Raw genomic sequence first — 13,228 nt, 5'->3', positions numbered from 1 at the left:
GCGTGAGGAAGGGCCCGGGAGGAGTTCTCCTCCCGGGCCCTTCCCCCTTCCGTGGGGGCTATTGAGGTGTGCGGGCGAACTGCGTCAGTGCGGTGGACACCGGCTCGGGCCGGCCGTTGTTCTGGACCGGCGCCGCTGTCAGCACGTCGAGGTGCTGGTAGCCGTCGGCGACCACGGGATGCAGATCGGCGGGGACCCGGCCGGCGAGCAGTCCGTCGCCCGCGAGGACCGTCAGCGTCGGGTTCGCGGTGAGCCCGTCGGGGTGCACCACGAGTCGCTTCACCTGCGGGGAGGTGGCCAGTTCGAGGTCGGTGACCAGCTTGGTCGGGAAGTACTGCTCGGTGAAGTCCAGCGGCTGCCCCGCCATGCTGCGCGCCAACTCCTGGATGTCGGTGACCTCCTTGCCCGCCGCGGTGAACGGCGTCCCGTCCGAGGACCGGTATCCGGGGTCGTCGGGGTCGCCGACACGGTCGTAATCGCGCCACGTGTACAGCGGTCCGTGGGGCACGGCCGGGATGGCCTTGTACTCGGTGCCGAAGAGCCCGGGTTGCTGCGAACTCCCGTTGGCGGCGGGGAAGTTCTTGTCGGTGATCGGCCCTCCGTCGAAGAAGCCCACGCTGCTCTGCAGGAAGGCGAGCGGGACGGACTGGTCGTCCATCAGCGATCCGAGCACCGCCTCGTTGGTGAGCCGGAAGTCCTTCACCGCGGGTGAACCGGTGAGGAAGGTCGCGGTGTCCTTGGAGAACAGGAAGCGGTTGGTGGCCTCGATGTTGGTGTTGGCGGGCAGATAGCTCGGCAGGTCGGCCTCGCCGCCCGGGTTCTGCAGGGCACCGACGCCCGCGATGGCGAGCAGGGTCATGGTCTCGGGGTTGAGCAGGACGGGCGCGGACAGCGAGCGCGGGAGCACTCCGCTGTCGAGTCCGGCCTGGACCACGCCGTAACCGAGGCCCACGTCGGGCAGGTTGGTGTCGCCGGGGACGCTGCCGCTCAGGTCGCCGAGCGAGGTGGAGACGGTGGTGTCGAGGGCGAAGTAGCCGGCGCACTGGTTGTGTCCCGCGTCGGTGGTGGTGGCGGGGTTGCCGTCGAAGTCGGCGGTGGCGAAGTATCCGGTGATGACACCGCCGAGCGAGTGGCCGCCGCACAGCACCTTGTCCCTGCGGACGCCCTGGTCGGGCAACTCGGCTGCGAGCAGGTCGTATTCGTCGCGGACGGTCTGCTCGATGCCGAGCTTCGCCATCCACCCGAGCTGGTCGTTGCCGACGAACCCGGCGAAGGTGCGGCCCGCGACCTGCTTGCCGCGGTAGTAGTAGTCGACGGCGGTGTGCTGGTCGCCGGAGGCTGTTCCGGTGTGGTCCTCAAGGCAGTTGGAGCGCCGGTCCAGGGCCCAGAACTCGATGTCCTGGCCCTGTTCGGCGGCCCGGGTCACGGTGTTGCGGGCGACGCTGTCGAAGGCTCCGGCGCCCTCCAGGATGCCCGGCTGGGCGACGAGGATCCGGTCGGCGTCGGCCGATGCCGCCGGGCCCGCCGAGGACCGGTAGCGCAGATACGACAGCCAGTCGCACGCCGCCGGGCGCGCCCCGAACGAGGCCGGCAGCGGTGCTCTCACCCGCACCACGGTCTCGGTCACACCGGCGCTCTTCGCCACGGCTGTCTCGGTTCGCGCGCTGTCTCCCTGGGCGTCCGGGGACGCCACGGTGAACGCCCCGGTGGTCAGCAGCACCGCCAGCGCCGCGGTGCGCCATGTGCTTCCTCTGCTGCGACTCGTGTTCATGCTGGGACGGTAGGGCGAGGGGCACCGCGCTCTCGGCGGTTGCTCACAAGAACGCAGGGCCTGCCGAACGCTTTGTCACCAGCCGCAGAGCGGACGTCAGCCGTCGTGCAGGGTGCGGCGCGGCGGACGGTCGTAGGAATGCCGGTAGAGGGTGGCGAAGCGGCCCGGATGGTAGAAGCCCCAACGCGCGGCGATGTCCGTGACCGTGGCGCCCTCCTCGGGGTCGGCGGCCGCCAGCTCGTCGTGGGCATGGGACAGGCGGACCTTGCGGAGGTACTCGAGCGGGGTGCTGTCCAGATGCCGGCGGAAGGCGTACTGAAGCGCGCGGACGCTGACGTGGGCCGCCTCCGCGATCTCGGCGACGGTCAGGGGACGGTCCGCGTGGTCGTCGATGTGGGCGAGGGCACGGCGCAGGGCCGAGGGGTGGGCGTCCTGGCGGTCGGCGCCCGTGGGGTCGGCGGACGCGGTGTTGGGGAAGGTGGCCAGGACGGTCGCGGCGAGGTGCTGGGCCGCGGTGGAGGCGACCAGTGGCTGGTCGGCGACGGCCGGATCCGCCAGGACGTGGTCGCGCACATAGCGGATCGTCGTCCGCAGCCGGTCGCCCGCGGCGGGACTGACCGGCCGGTGTCCGGTCAGCCGGACCGGTTCCCCGCGCCCGGTGGCCGGCTCCCCCGCGACCTGCGTGAGCAGCGCGGGGTCCAGCATGGTGATGTTGTAGCGGGCCGCGCGGACACGGCCCGCGTAGGACAGCTCCGGCGGGGCGAACGACACCACGTCGCCAGGACCGAAGGAGTCCGAGACGCCCTGGTAGACGTGGTCCTCGATGGTGCCCTCGTGGACGACGCACAGGCAGATCCGGCCCAGCGGGGTGACCGCGTAGCTCATGTCGAAGTCGAGTTCGAGTTCGTCGACGCTGAGCGCGTCGATCGCGCTGCGGTGGATCCGGGCACGGCTGCTGTCCGAGGTGCCGTTGCCGATGCGCATCCGCGCGTAGGCGTGACTGAGGAACTCCTCGGTGCGGTCCAGGTCGTCGCTGTCGAATGTGAGCGTCTCCATGGCGGCCAGGTCCTTCCACTCGCGGCTCGGCTCCCCTGTGGCACCTACCCGCGATTGTCGTGATGAGCGGGCCGCGTTCGTTTTCTGTCCTGGCAGGTCGCGAGGTGTGCGCCCGGTGGCTCGCGGCGGTGACCTGCGGCGGGCAGGCTGGAGGGGCGGCGGCCGTTGGAGTCGCCGGGCACCAGGGGGAGAGGGATACAGGGCTGTGCATGACAGAACGCGAAGAGCTGGTTGAGAAGATCGAGGAACTCCAGGAGGAAATCGCCCAGCTCAAGCAGGCCCTTGTCTCGCACGCCGTCGTCGATCAGGCGATCGGCGTCGTCACGGCGGTGAGCGGTCTGCACCCCGAGCAGGGGTGGGAGGTCCTGAAGACCGTGTCCCAGCGCACCAACACCAAGCTGCGGGATGTCGCCCTGCACGTCGTGCACTGGCCCGACCTCGGCACTCTGCCCGCGGAGATCCGCCCGGCGCTGCGCATCGCGCTGGCCGAGGCGCACGCGGTCCACGGGGGGCGGGGACTGGTGAGCCAGGAACAGTGGTGCAAGGGCTACAACGGCGTCCTCTCCCGGAAAACCCGGTGACGGGCGGGGAGACCCGCGGATACCGTTGATCGCATGAAGGTCAGCAGCTGTACCCACATCGCAGCCGCGCGAGCGACCAGCTCGCCGGCTGCCGACGCCTGACCTCTCCCATCCCCCGGCGGCCGGAAACGGACCGCCGGTGCAGGACCTCTGGTCGCCGTCTGTTCCCGCGGTCGTTTCCGGTCCCACCAGACCCGAGGACCACTGCCATGGACACGGACCGGACCGTACGCGTCTTCACCGACTTCTACCGCGAGCGCGGACACCACCTGATCACGGGCAGCACGCTGCTGCCGCCGCCCGGGGACCCGGTGCTCTTCACCACCTCGGGCATGCACCCGCTCACGCCCCACCTGGAGGGCCTCCCCCATCCCCGGGGCCGCCGGCTGGTCAATGTGCAGCGCTGTCTGCGGACGACCGACCTCGACGAGATCGGTGACTCCACGCACCTGACGGTGTTCGAAATGCTCGGCTCGTGGTCGCTCGGCGACTACGGCCACCCCCAGAGCCTTCGCTGGGGATACGAGCTGCTGCGCGAGGGTTTCGGCATCCCTCACGAGAAGCTGCACGTCACGGTGTTCGGCGGCGACGGACAGGTCGGCCCCGACCTCGAATCGCAGCGCACCTGGCAGGAGCTGGGCGTGCCGGTCGAACTCACGAGGGAGGACAACTGGTGGTCCAACGGGCCCGTCGGCCCGTGCGGCCCCGACTCGGAGATCTTCGTGTGGACCGGCGGGGTCCCGCCCCGGGGAACCCCCACCACCGACCCGCGCTGGGTGGAGATCTGGAACCACGTCGTCCTGCGCTACCGGCGCCTGGACGACGGCTCGCTCCAGCCCCTGGAGCGTCCGGGCATCGACACCGGCATGGGGCTGGAACGCCTGGCCACCGTCCTCCACGGCTGTGACTCGGTCTACGACACCGACCTGTTCGAGCCATGGATGCGACTGCTGCCGCCGCTCTGGAAGCTCGACGAACCGTCGCTGCGGCTGGTCTGCGACCATCTGCGCTCCGCTGTCGTCGTCATCGGCGACGGGGTACGGCCGTCGAACACCGGGCGCGGATACGTCCTGCGCCGCATCGTGCGTCGGCTGCTCACCGGTCTGCGGCGCGACGACCCGTCCCGCACCCTCGCCGACCTGCCCGTGGAACTCCTCCAGCACACGCTGGACCACTTCAGGACGGCTTCCGGGACAGATCTCGTGCGTGACGTGCTGCTGGAGGAGGAACGCCGGTTCGACCGGCTGCTGGAGCGAGGTCGCCGTCTGCTGTCCGGGCCGCGGTACCGGGGGCCGCTGAGCGAGGAGGACTACGAGTACCTCCACGACACCCACGGCCTGCCCCGCGACCTCGTCGTAGGCCTCGTCGCCGGCCTTCGCGGCGAAGGATGACCCTCACTCCGTGCGCAGAGCCGTGGCCGTGCGCGCCTTCGCCGCCCAGCCGGCCGGGAGCATCGCACCCAGCAGCGCGATGACCAGGCCGGCCAGGCCCAGCAGGAGCAGCTGCGGGGTGTCGTAGACGTCGAGGACGACGGCGGGCAGTTCGGTGCCCGCCGCGCGTCCCATCACCGGCAGCACATAGCCGTGCAGCGCGTATCCGACGGGCACTCCGACGAGGCCCCCGAGTACCCCGATGCCGGTCACCGAGGCGAGGACGAGGCTCACGGTCTGTCGCGGGGACATGCCCAGTGCCTTGCACACGCCCAGGTCGTGGACGCGCTCCCGGGTGTCCAGGACGACGGAGTTGAGCACGCCGAGGCCTGCGACGCAGACGAGCATCAGAGTGAGGAGCGCGGCCATCGTGTTCAGGATGAGCACCAGGTTGTCCTGCTCGGAGGGGGCGTTGGCCCGGGCGTCGGCGCCGAGGGGCTCGATCCGTGCGGCGAGCTTCTCGGCGTACGAGACCGCGGAGACGCCTTTTTTGAGGTCGACCAGGAACACCTGGGGCTTGGCCGCAGGAAAGTCCGCCAGGTTCGCCTGGATCTCCAGTTCGCCGCCCGAGCTCTCGAAGGCCACGCCGACGATCCGCAAGGTGGCCGTTTCCTTCCCGACGGTCACCCGCACCGTGTCGCCGATCTCGGCACCGGTGGTCTCCAGGAACCGGCCGGGTACGACGACCTGGCCCGCGCCGGTGAGCCAGTGCCCGGAGACCATCGCGTAGCCGCCGGCGGTGGAGTCGCCCTGGTAGAGGGTCGCCCGGGCCGTTCCGGAGATCCCGGCCACCGTGGCGTCCTGCCCGCTCATGCCGTAGTACGAGGCGGTGCCCGACTGGGCCCTGATGGCGGCGCTCACCTGCGCGGGGTCGGCCGGCTCGGGCTCCGGGGTGCCCGGTGCTGGGACGTGCTCGCCGCCCGCGATGCTCGGGCCGCCTGCGAAGACGGTGACCGGGGAACGGTTCTCGGGGTCCTGTATCGCACTGACCTCGTTCAGTGAGGGGGTGAGGCCGACGGCGAAGGTCGCCGCGATCGTGCCGAAGGCCACGGCGAGCAGCATCGCGAGGGTGCGGACCGGATGGGCGAAGGGGCTGGCGAGGCCGTAGGTCACGGCTCGGGGCAGCGGCAGCCGTCCCGCCGCGCGGTGGGCCCACTGACCGCGTCCGGTGCGCGGGGCGCGCCCGACAGCGATGGCCTCGACCGTGCGCAGCCGCCCGGCCCGCAGGGCGGGGAAGAAGGCCGCGACCCCGACGACCAGCAGGGCGCCGACGGGGACCACGACGTCCACCCACCAGGCGACGGACAGGGTGGCGGTGCCGTACGCCTGCTCGGTGTCGTCCAGGAGCGGCACGGCCAGCAGGTTGCCGAGGACGACGCCGAGCGCGATGCCCGCGGCTGCCGGGATGAGCGCCTGGGCGACATAGGCGCGGACGACTTCGCGCGGGGTGAAGCCGATGGCCTTGAGGATGCCGATCCTGCGCAGGCTGGTGCCGACCGCGCCGCTGATGACGCTGCCCACGATGATCACCGACATGACGATGCCGAGGACCCCGAACGCGACCAGGAACGGGATGGTCGGCGCGGCGCCCGAGTCGGCGGCGCGCTTGGTGTCGAGGTAGGACCGGGTGCCGAGGAGCGCAGCGGACGGAACGGCGCCCAGGAGCTTCTTGCGGTCAGCGGCGATGTCGCCGTTCGAACCCGCCGAGTCGAAGCGGTAGAGCATCTGGCTGGTGACGGGGTGTTCCTTGGAGGCAAGGGCCCTGACCTGCGAGGGAGTTGCCCACATGTCGGCGGTCTCGCTGGCCGAGGTGGCGAAACCGACGACCGTGAGTGTCGTGCCGGAGGCCGTCAGGGTGTCGCCCACCTTGAAGGCGGGCCCCTCGTAGGAGGAGCTCAGTACGATCTCGCCCGACTTCCTCGCCCACCGGCCCGACGTGAGGTCCAGGTCGTCCACGTCCGCGTGCGGACCGGTGCGTCCGACCAGGGTCATGGCTGGGGGCCGGCGGCCGGACGAGTCCGTCGCCTCGATGACCGTGGAGGGGTACGGCCCCGCGCTCGCGGTGACCGCATCCAACCGCTCGGTGGCCCCGAGCTGCGCCGCGGTGACCTTGGCCGGGTCGAACTCGGCGGTGAGGTGGGCGCCCTTCTGCTGGGCGAAGGCGTGGTCGAAGGGCGCGTTGGAGACGACGATGAGGGAGCCGGCGACCACGGCCGCCGCCACGGCCATCATCGTGGCGACGGCGATGACCACGGTCTGCACACGGCGTCGCCCCACCCCGGACCGGACGACCCGGACGAGCGGTCCGCTCATCACACGGCCTCCGCACGGGAGTCGAGGGCGACATGACCGTCGACGAGGTGGACGGAGCGGCTCGCGCAGGCCTCGGCCAGGGCCGGGTCGTGGGTGACGAGGACGATGGTCTGTCCGCCGCGGTGCAGGTCGACCAGGAGTTCGCGGACGTCCTGGCCCGAGGCGCTGTCGAGGGCGCCGGTCGGTTCGTCGGCGAGCAGCAGCGCGGGCCGGTTCACCAACGCCCGGGCGACGGCGACGCGTTGGCGTTCGCCGCCGGAGAGACGGCCGGGGTAGGCGCGGGCGTGCTTCTGGATGCCCAGGACTTCCATGAGCTCCTGTGTCCGGGCCTCCGACGTGCGCCGGGAGACGCCGGTGAGCTGGGCGGGAAGCCGGATGTTGTCGAAGACGGTGAGGTCGTCGAGGAGGTTGAAGAACTGGAAGACCATGCCGATCCGTTCACGGCGGAACCGGGCCAGGGCGTGCTCGCCGAGCCGCTCGACCTGCTGCCCGGCGACGGTCACGGTGCCCTCGGTCGGCTTGTCGAGTCCGGCGACGAGGTTCAGCAGGGTGGACTTGCCGCTGCCGGAGGGGCCGGTCACGGCGAGGGCCTCGCCCTGGGCGACGGAGAGGTCGAGCGGTCCGAGCGCGGGTGCGCCGGCGTTGTCGTAGCGCTTGGCCACGCCCTTCAGTTCGATCACTTGGTCATGGGAGGTGCCCGTCCTCACGGTTGTCGGGTCGTGTCCTTGCCGGCGTGGCGAAGGTACGGACGGGCGGGCCGGCTGCGCGTCCGCCGGGGCGCCGAGATGCGGCCCTTCGCGCGGAGGACGCGGTGACGGGGTCATCCCTGCGAAGTACGCCCGGCGGACGGGGTGTTGGTCGTGCAGACGGACGCGCCGCGGGCCAGGGGGCCGCGACAATGTGCGCATGGAGACGAGGTACCTGCGGGGATGGCGTCGGCAGGTGCGTGCCGCGCTGCGGCCGGAGGCGAAGGGCGCCGCGCTGTCGCGGCGGTCGGTGTGCTTCGACGTGCTGCTGGCCGTGCTGTTGACGGCGGTCGCTTTGGTGGTGGCGTCGCGCTATCCCGGAGACGGGCCGGTGCAGGTGTCGAGGATCGAGTACGGCGCGCCTGTTCCGCCCCGGCCTCCCGTTCTTCCGGGTGGCCGGATCGAACCGCTGCTCCCCTCGCCGCCCTGGGGACTGGTCGTGCTGTCGGCGCTTCCGCTGGCGGCGCGGCGGCGGTTTCCGCTGACCGTGTTCGCGGTGGTGCTCGGCGCGGCCCTCGCCATCGGCGACGACGCCTCCTGGATCACCGTGCTGACCTGCGTCATCGGCACGTACGGCGCGGTCATGCACAGCCGGCACCGGGTGGGGGCGATGGCAGGCCTCGTCGTCGCGGCCGTGCTGGCCGGTGTGGCCTTCCGGTCGACGGAACCGGTGCTGCCCGGCTGGTCGAGCCCCGGGGTGCTGCTGCTGGTGGCCGGGGTGCTGGCGAGCGTGGTCCGGAGCGGACGGCGGCGGCTCGCGGCCAGCCGGGACCGGTTCGCAGCACTGGAGCGGGCGCACGAGGAGGCGACACGCAGGGCCGTGGAGGAGGAACGGGCGCGGATCGCCGCCGAGTTGCACGACGTCGTGACCCACAATGTGAGCGTGATGGTCATCCAGGCGGGCGCCGCGCGCAAGGTCATGGACGCGTCCCCACAGCGGTCCAAGGCGGCGCTTCTCGCGGTCGAGGCCGGGGGCCGGGCCGCGATGGCCGAACTCCGGCACGTGATGGGCCTGTTGGCGGCCCCGGACACCGGCCGCCCGGACTCCCCCGCCGACGGCCTCGAACCGCAGCCGGGCCTCGGGCAGTTGGGCGCCCTGATCGACCGGGTGCGGGCCGCCGGGACGCCGGTGGGCATCTCGGTGTCACTGCCCCCGGAACCGCTGCCGCCCGGCGTGGACCTCACGGCGTACCGCGTGGTCCAGGAGGCGCTGACCAACACCATCAAGCACGCGCCAGGCGCCGAGGCCGTCGTCACCGTCGGCTGGAACGGTGACCAGCTGGAGATCGAGGTCATGGACACCGGCCCGGTCCGCGACGGCGTCCCGGCGGACGGAAACGGCCGCGGGCTGATCGGGCTGCGCGAGCGCCTCGCGGTCTACGGCGGCGAGCTGGCGGCCGGTCCGACTCTCGCCGGCGGCTTCCGGATCAGGGCGGAGGTGCCGTGGCGAACGGGGTGAGCGGGCACCGGCCCGCACGGAGACTGCTGCGGGGCACGGCGTGAGCGGCGACGGATCGGCGGGGGGACCGGAGTGGAGGACGACGTGAACGGACACCGGGTCGACGAGGAGACCGGGTTGACGGACGGTGCGGGGGAAGACGTGTTGCGGGCCGTCATCGCCGACGACCAGGCCCTGGTGCGGACCGGATTCGGGATGATCCTGACCGCGGACGGCATCGAGGTGACCGCGGAGGCGGCCGACGGGGCGGAGGCGGTCGCCGCGGTCCGGCGGACCCGTCCCGACGTCGTCCTCATGGACATCCGGATGCCGGTGATGGACGGCATCGAGGCCACCCGGCGGATCCTCGCCGACGACACGGCGGGCGAGATCCGCGTGATCATCCTGACCACGTACGACCTCGACCACTACGTCTACGCCGCCCTCACCGCGGGGGCCAGCGGCTTCCTCCTCAAGGACGTCACCCCCGAGCATCTGGTGGCCGCCGTGAAGCTGGTGCGGTCCGGAGACGCCCTGTTGGCGCCCGCGATCACCCGTCGGCTGATCGAGCGCTTCGCCCACCGGGAGGAGGCCCTGTCCTCGACCACTACGCACCATGACCTGTCCGGGCTGACGCCCCGTGAGCTGGAGGTGCTGCGGCTGCTGGCGACCGGGCTGAGCAACGCCGAGCTCGCGGAGCGGCTGGTCCTCAGTCCGACGACGGTGAAGACACACATCGGCCGGATCCTGTCGAAGCTGGAGCTGCGCGACCGCGTCCAGGCGGTCGTCCTCGCCTACGAGAGCGGGCTGATCACGCCGGGCGCCACCGCGGACGGCATCCTCTAGGGCATCTGGGACATCAGGCCGGCCGCGAGCGTCGCGCCCAGTTCCCAGCACGCCTCGATGTCGGCCTTGGCCGGTTCGCCGGTGACGGCCACGGGTTCGGCCGCGCGGCGCCAGCCGAGGCCGGTGGTGATCGACTCGATGCCGCGTAGCGCGCCGGTGACGTCGTTGCCGCCGTGCACGTAGACGCCGTACGGCCGGCCGCGCGTCTCGTCGAGGCAGGGGTAGTACACCTGGTCGAAGAAGTGCTTGAGGGCGCCGGACATGTAGCCGAGGTTGGCCGGGGTGCCGAGCAGGCAGCCGTCCGCCTCCAGCACGTCCGAGGCCGTGGCGGACAGCGCCGCGCGGCGCACGACGCGGACGCCGTCGATCTCCGGCGCCGTCGCACCGGAGACGACGGCCTCGAACATCGCCTGGCAGTGGGGCGAGGGCGTGTGATGCACGATCAGCAAAGTGGCCACGTCCGAACCCTGCCCTGCCTCGGCTTTCGTCCGCAAGCCACGGCGCACCCGGGCGGTGCCGGGCTACGATTCACGGACACCACGAGGGGGGAGCAGGCCGTGGCCGACGAGGAGCACGGGCAGCGGGCGGCAGCGGTGTTCGACGCGCTGGGGCTCACGTACGAGAAGGCGTTCGCCCATTCCGAGGCGCATCTGGCGTCACTGGAGTGGCTGCTCGGCCGGCTCGCGCCCGGCAGCCGTGTCCTGGACGTCGGCAGCGGGACCGGCCGCCCCACGGCGTCGACGCTGGCCGACGCGGGCCACGAGGTGCTGGGGGTGGACGTCTCCCCCGTCATGGTCGACCTGGCGACCCGCCAGGTGCCACGGGCCACGTTCCGCCACGCCGACATCCGTGAAGTGCCGCTGGAGGAGGGGTCGTTCGACGCGGTGTGCGTGTACTTCTCGCTGCTCCAGATGCCGCGCGCGGACCAGTCGGAGGTGCTGACGCGGCTGGCTCGGACGCTGCGGCCGGGAGGCAGTCTGGTGCTCGCGACCGTGCCCGCGGACGTGGAGGACTTCGCGATCGAGTTCATGGGCCGACCCGTCCGGGCCACCAGTTTCGCCGCCGAGGGCGTCGTGGCCCTGGCGCGGGCCGCCGGCCTCGCGGTGGAGTCCGAGCAGCATGTGGAGTTCACCCCGGACCACCCGGACGGCGCCACCGAGCCGCACCTGTTCCTGTACTGCACGCTTCCTGCGTGAACACCGTGACCACGTGACCACGTGACCACCCTGAAACACCGTGAAAGCGACGATCAAGGCTGCAGCGCCACGGGGGAAGAGAAGCATGGACACCGTCATCGTCCAGTTGCCCGACACAACGGGCCCTGGTCGCGCGGCAGTTGACGGCAAACCCCGGCTCCTGCACATGGGCCCGGGGGAAACCAGTGACTTCGGCCGTGGAGCACCGGGCGTCGAACCACCCATCTCGCTCCCCGATCCCGGTGTGTCACGGCATGCGGGACGGATCGAGGCGGCAGGGGACTTCTGGCGGCTGTCGAATTTCAGCGTGACGTCGACCTATGTCGTGGAGAACCTCGAGGGGGCGGGCGAGCATGTCAAGGTCGCGCCGGGACGGCTCGGGGCGCCCGTTCCCTTCGAGTTCTCCCGGGTCGTGCTGCCCGCGCTCGACGGCACCGTCGGCTTCAAGGTGTTCGCGCCCCAGCACGCCTACGCCCAGCCGGGCACCGGCCCCGACCACGGGGAGAAGACCCTCAGCCCCTTCTCCCTCGACCCGACGTCGAAGTACTTCCTCGTCCTGGTCGCTCTGTGCGAGCCGCGGCTGCGCAACGTTTCCGGCGCGGCGCTCCCCGGTGCCGGAGCGATCGTCGAGCGGCTGCGCGACCTGGAGTCGTGCCGCGACCTGACCCGGTCCGCCGTGAACTACCACATCGACTACCTGACCACCGCCAAGCTCCGGCTGCGCACCGACGACACCGACGACGAGGACGGCACGCGGGTGGGGGCCAAACGCGAGGAACTGGTCTCACTCGCCCTGCGCTTCGACCTGGTCCACGAGGAGCACCTGACCCTGCTGCCCCCGCGTTCCGCGCGGCCGTACCGGTCGGCGGCGCGCGCCTGAGGACGCGGCAACTCACGCCTCCCTGACATCTGTCAGGGACACCTCGATCTCATGTCTCCCTACAGTCCTGAGTGCTGTTCAAGACCACGTCGCACAGGTCGATACAGATCGATACAGGGGGAAACACGTCATGCTCACTCGCACCCTCGTCAGAGCCGCGCTCGTCGGTGCCGGGACGCTCGCCGTCCTCGCACCGCTGACCGCCGCGAACGCCGTCGCCGCCACCACCGTCGAGCAGGGCTCCGCGCAGATCCTGGCGGCGCCGTACGCGGTCGTGCCGTACGAGACCGTCAACGTCCGCAAGGGCCCCTCCAGCAAGACCGAGAAGGTCGGCAGCATCGTGGCGAACCAGCCGCGCGGTGCCGACTGCTGGACCTACGGCGAGACCATCGTCGACCACGGCTACACCAACAACATCTGGGTGCACGTCGTCGAGGGCTACGTCAGCGCCGTCTACCTCAAGGGTGACCAGTACGGCGATCTGCCCGCCTCGGCCCAGTGCTGACCCACGACCACCACCTAGGGGGAACACATATGAACAGGCTGATACGTCACTCCGCCACCGCACTCGCCGCGCTCGCCCTCACCACCGGAGCCCTGGCCACGACAGCCTCGGCCGCGCCCGCGGCACCCGCCGGGGCCACCGGCGGCGACCCGACCCTGACCGACGTCTACATCTGGGCGACCGACGTCAACCTGCGGGCCCAGCCGACCAAGGACTCGGGCGTCCTGGCCGTCCGCTCGAAGTACTGGCTGGACGCGGTGTGCCAGAAGCAGGGCCAGTCCGTCACCGACCCCGCCGTCGGCACCAACAACTGGTGGACGGCGGTGCAGGAGTTCTCGGGCAGTGACATCGCCTACGTCAACAACCTGTATCTGCGGGGCGGCGTGAAGATCGCCGGCGTACCGGACTGCTGACCTGCGCCACGCGGGACACGAGGCGCACCCGGTACGGGACGGGTGCGCCCTCC

13 protein-coding genes are annotated in these 13,228 nt (G+C 71.4%); 8 read left to right on the top strand and 5 right to left on the bottom strand.

Features of this window, described 5'->3' with window-relative positions; all coding sequences use genetic code 11:
- Positions 1 to 58: 58 nt before the first annotated feature.
- Positions 59 to 1,771, bottom strand: coding sequence for a hypothetical protein (locus ACFYRX_RS29635; RefSeq protein WP_389106007.1), 1,713 nt, complete (start codon positions 1,769 to 1,771; stop codon positions 59 to 61).
- A 96-nt stretch (positions 1,772 to 1,867) separates the two neighbouring features.
- Complete coding sequence (locus ACFYRX_RS29630) at positions 1,868 to 2,827, bottom strand: helix-turn-helix transcriptional regulator (RefSeq protein WP_389106004.1); 960 nt, start codon at positions 2,825 to 2,827, stop codon at positions 1,868 to 1,870.
- A gap of 209 nt (positions 2,828 to 3,036) precedes the next feature.
- Here ACFYRX_RS29630 and ACFYRX_RS29625 point away from each other — a divergent pair, with 209 nt between their 5' ends.
- Both ACFYRX_RS29625 and ACFYRX_RS29620 read left to right on the top strand, forming a co-directional pair.
- Positions 3,037 to 3,408 (top strand): ANTAR domain-containing protein, encoded by a 372-nt coding sequence (locus ACFYRX_RS29625; RefSeq protein WP_389106001.1) that lies wholly within the window; start codon positions 3,037 to 3,039, stop codon positions 3,406 to 3,408.
- A 209-nt stretch (positions 3,409 to 3,617) separates the two neighbouring features.
- Entirely contained in the window at positions 3,618 to 4,799 is a 1,182-nt protein-coding gene (locus ACFYRX_RS29620; protein WP_389105998.1) for an alanine--tRNA ligase-related protein, read from the top strand.
- Between the two features lie 3 nt (positions 4,800 to 4,802).
- On the opposite strand, the gene ACFYRX_RS29615 is transcribed toward ACFYRX_RS29620, so the two are convergent.
- On the bottom strand, positions 4,803 to 7,151 hold the full coding sequence (locus tag ACFYRX_RS29615) for an ABC transporter permease (RefSeq protein WP_389105995.1): 2,349 nt from the start codon (positions 7,149 to 7,151) through the stop codon (positions 4,803 to 4,805).
- On the bottom strand, positions 7,151 to 7,831 hold the full coding sequence (locus ACFYRX_RS29610) for an ABC transporter ATP-binding protein (protein ID WP_389105992.1): 681 nt from the start codon (positions 7,829 to 7,831) through the stop codon (positions 7,151 to 7,153). The genes ACFYRX_RS29615 and ACFYRX_RS29610 overlap by 1 nt, the downstream gene beginning before the upstream one ends.
- A gap of 226 nt (positions 7,832 to 8,057) precedes the next feature.
- Here ACFYRX_RS29610 and ACFYRX_RS29605 point away from each other — a divergent pair, with 226 nt between their 5' ends.
- Both ACFYRX_RS29605 and ACFYRX_RS29600 read left to right on the top strand, forming a co-directional pair.
- Positions 8,058 to 9,356: a sensor histidine kinase gene (locus ACFYRX_RS29605; protein WP_389105990.1), complete on the top strand. Its 1,299-nt coding sequence runs from the start codon at positions 8,058 to 8,060 to the stop codon at positions 9,354 to 9,356.
- 84 nt (positions 9,357 to 9,440) lie between these two features.
- Positions 9,441 to 10,181 carry a response regulator gene (locus ACFYRX_RS29600; protein WP_389105989.1) on the top strand — a complete coding sequence of 247 codons (741 nt, stop codon included), beginning with the start codon at positions 9,441 to 9,443 and terminating at the stop codon, positions 10,179 to 10,181.
- Here the strand turns inward: ACFYRX_RS29600 and ACFYRX_RS29595 are convergent.
- Positions 10,178 to 10,639: a flavodoxin family protein gene (locus ACFYRX_RS29595; RefSeq protein WP_389105986.1), complete on the bottom strand. Its 462-nt coding sequence runs from the start codon at positions 10,637 to 10,639 to the stop codon at positions 10,178 to 10,180. The two genes, ACFYRX_RS29600 and ACFYRX_RS29595, sit on opposite strands and share 4 nt — an antisense overlap.
- Positions 10,640 to 10,738: 99 nt before the next feature.
- On the opposite strand from ACFYRX_RS29595, the gene ACFYRX_RS29590 reads away from it, so the two are divergent.
- The 4 genes from ACFYRX_RS29590 to ACFYRX_RS29575 all read left to right on the top strand — a co-directional run bounded on the left by ACFYRX_RS29590 (position 10,739) and on the right by ACFYRX_RS29575 (position 13,175).
- Positions 10,739 to 11,377 (top strand): class I SAM-dependent methyltransferase, encoded by a 639-nt coding sequence (locus ACFYRX_RS29590; RefSeq protein WP_389105983.1) that lies wholly within the window; start codon positions 10,739 to 10,741, stop codon positions 11,375 to 11,377.
- Positions 11,378 to 11,462: 85 nt separating this feature from the next.
- Positions 11,463 to 12,257 carry a serine/threonine protein kinase gene (locus ACFYRX_RS29585; protein ID WP_389105980.1) on the top strand — a complete coding sequence of 265 codons (795 nt, stop codon included), beginning with the start codon at positions 11,463 to 11,465 and terminating at the stop codon, positions 12,255 to 12,257.
- 130 nt (positions 12,258 to 12,387) lie between these two features.
- On the top strand, positions 12,388 to 12,762 hold the full coding sequence (locus ACFYRX_RS29580) for an SH3 domain-containing protein (RefSeq protein WP_389105977.1): 375 nt from the start codon (positions 12,388 to 12,390) through the stop codon (positions 12,760 to 12,762).
- Positions 12,763 to 12,791: 29 nt separating this feature from the next.
- Positions 12,792 to 13,175 (top strand): peptidase M23, encoded by a 384-nt coding sequence (locus ACFYRX_RS29575; RefSeq protein ID WP_389105974.1) that lies wholly within the window; start codon positions 12,792 to 12,794, stop codon positions 13,173 to 13,175.
- Positions 13,176 to 13,228: the final 53 nt, after the last annotated feature.

The organism is Streptomyces sp. NPDC005374, from assembly GCF_042872225.1.
Lineage (GTDB): Bacteria > Actinomycetota > Actinomycetes > Streptomycetales > Streptomycetaceae > Streptomyces.
This window is presented reverse-complemented; position numbering and strand designations above follow the sequence as displayed.

Bases quoted from the DNA above. Each gene is read 5' to 3' on its own strand.
- ACFYRX_RS29630 (WP_389106004.1), bottom strand. From the start codon at position 2,827: ATGGAGACGCTCACATTCGACAGCGACGACCTGGACCGCACCGAGGAG.
- ACFYRX_RS29625 (WP_389106001.1), top strand. From the start codon at position 3,037: ATGACAGAACGCGAAGAGCTGGTTGAGAAGATCGAGGAACTCCAGGAG.
- ACFYRX_RS29585 (WP_389105980.1), top strand. From the start codon at position 11,463: ATGGACACCGTCATCGTCCAGTTGCCCGACACAACGGGCCCTGGTCGC.
- ACFYRX_RS29615 (WP_389105995.1), bottom strand. From the start codon at position 7,151: ATGAGCGGACCGCTCGTCCGGGTCGTCCGGTCCGGGGTGGGGCGACGC.
- ACFYRX_RS29635 (WP_389106007.1), bottom strand. From the start codon at position 1,771: ATGAACACGAGTCGCAGCAGAGGAAGCACATGGCGCACCGCGGCGCTG.
- ACFYRX_RS29620 (WP_389105998.1), top strand. From the start codon at position 3,618: ATGGACACGGACCGGACCGTACGCGTCTTCACCGACTTCTACCGCGAG.
- ACFYRX_RS29605 (WP_389105990.1), top strand. From the start codon at position 8,058: ATGGAGACGAGGTACCTGCGGGGATGGCGTCGGCAGGTGCGTGCCGCG.
- ACFYRX_RS29580 (WP_389105977.1), top strand. From the start codon at position 12,388: ATGCTCACTCGCACCCTCGTCAGAGCCGCGCTCGTCGGTGCCGGGACG.
- ACFYRX_RS29575 (WP_389105974.1), top strand. From the start codon at position 12,792: ATGAACAGGCTGATACGTCACTCCGCCACCGCACTCGCCGCGCTCGCC.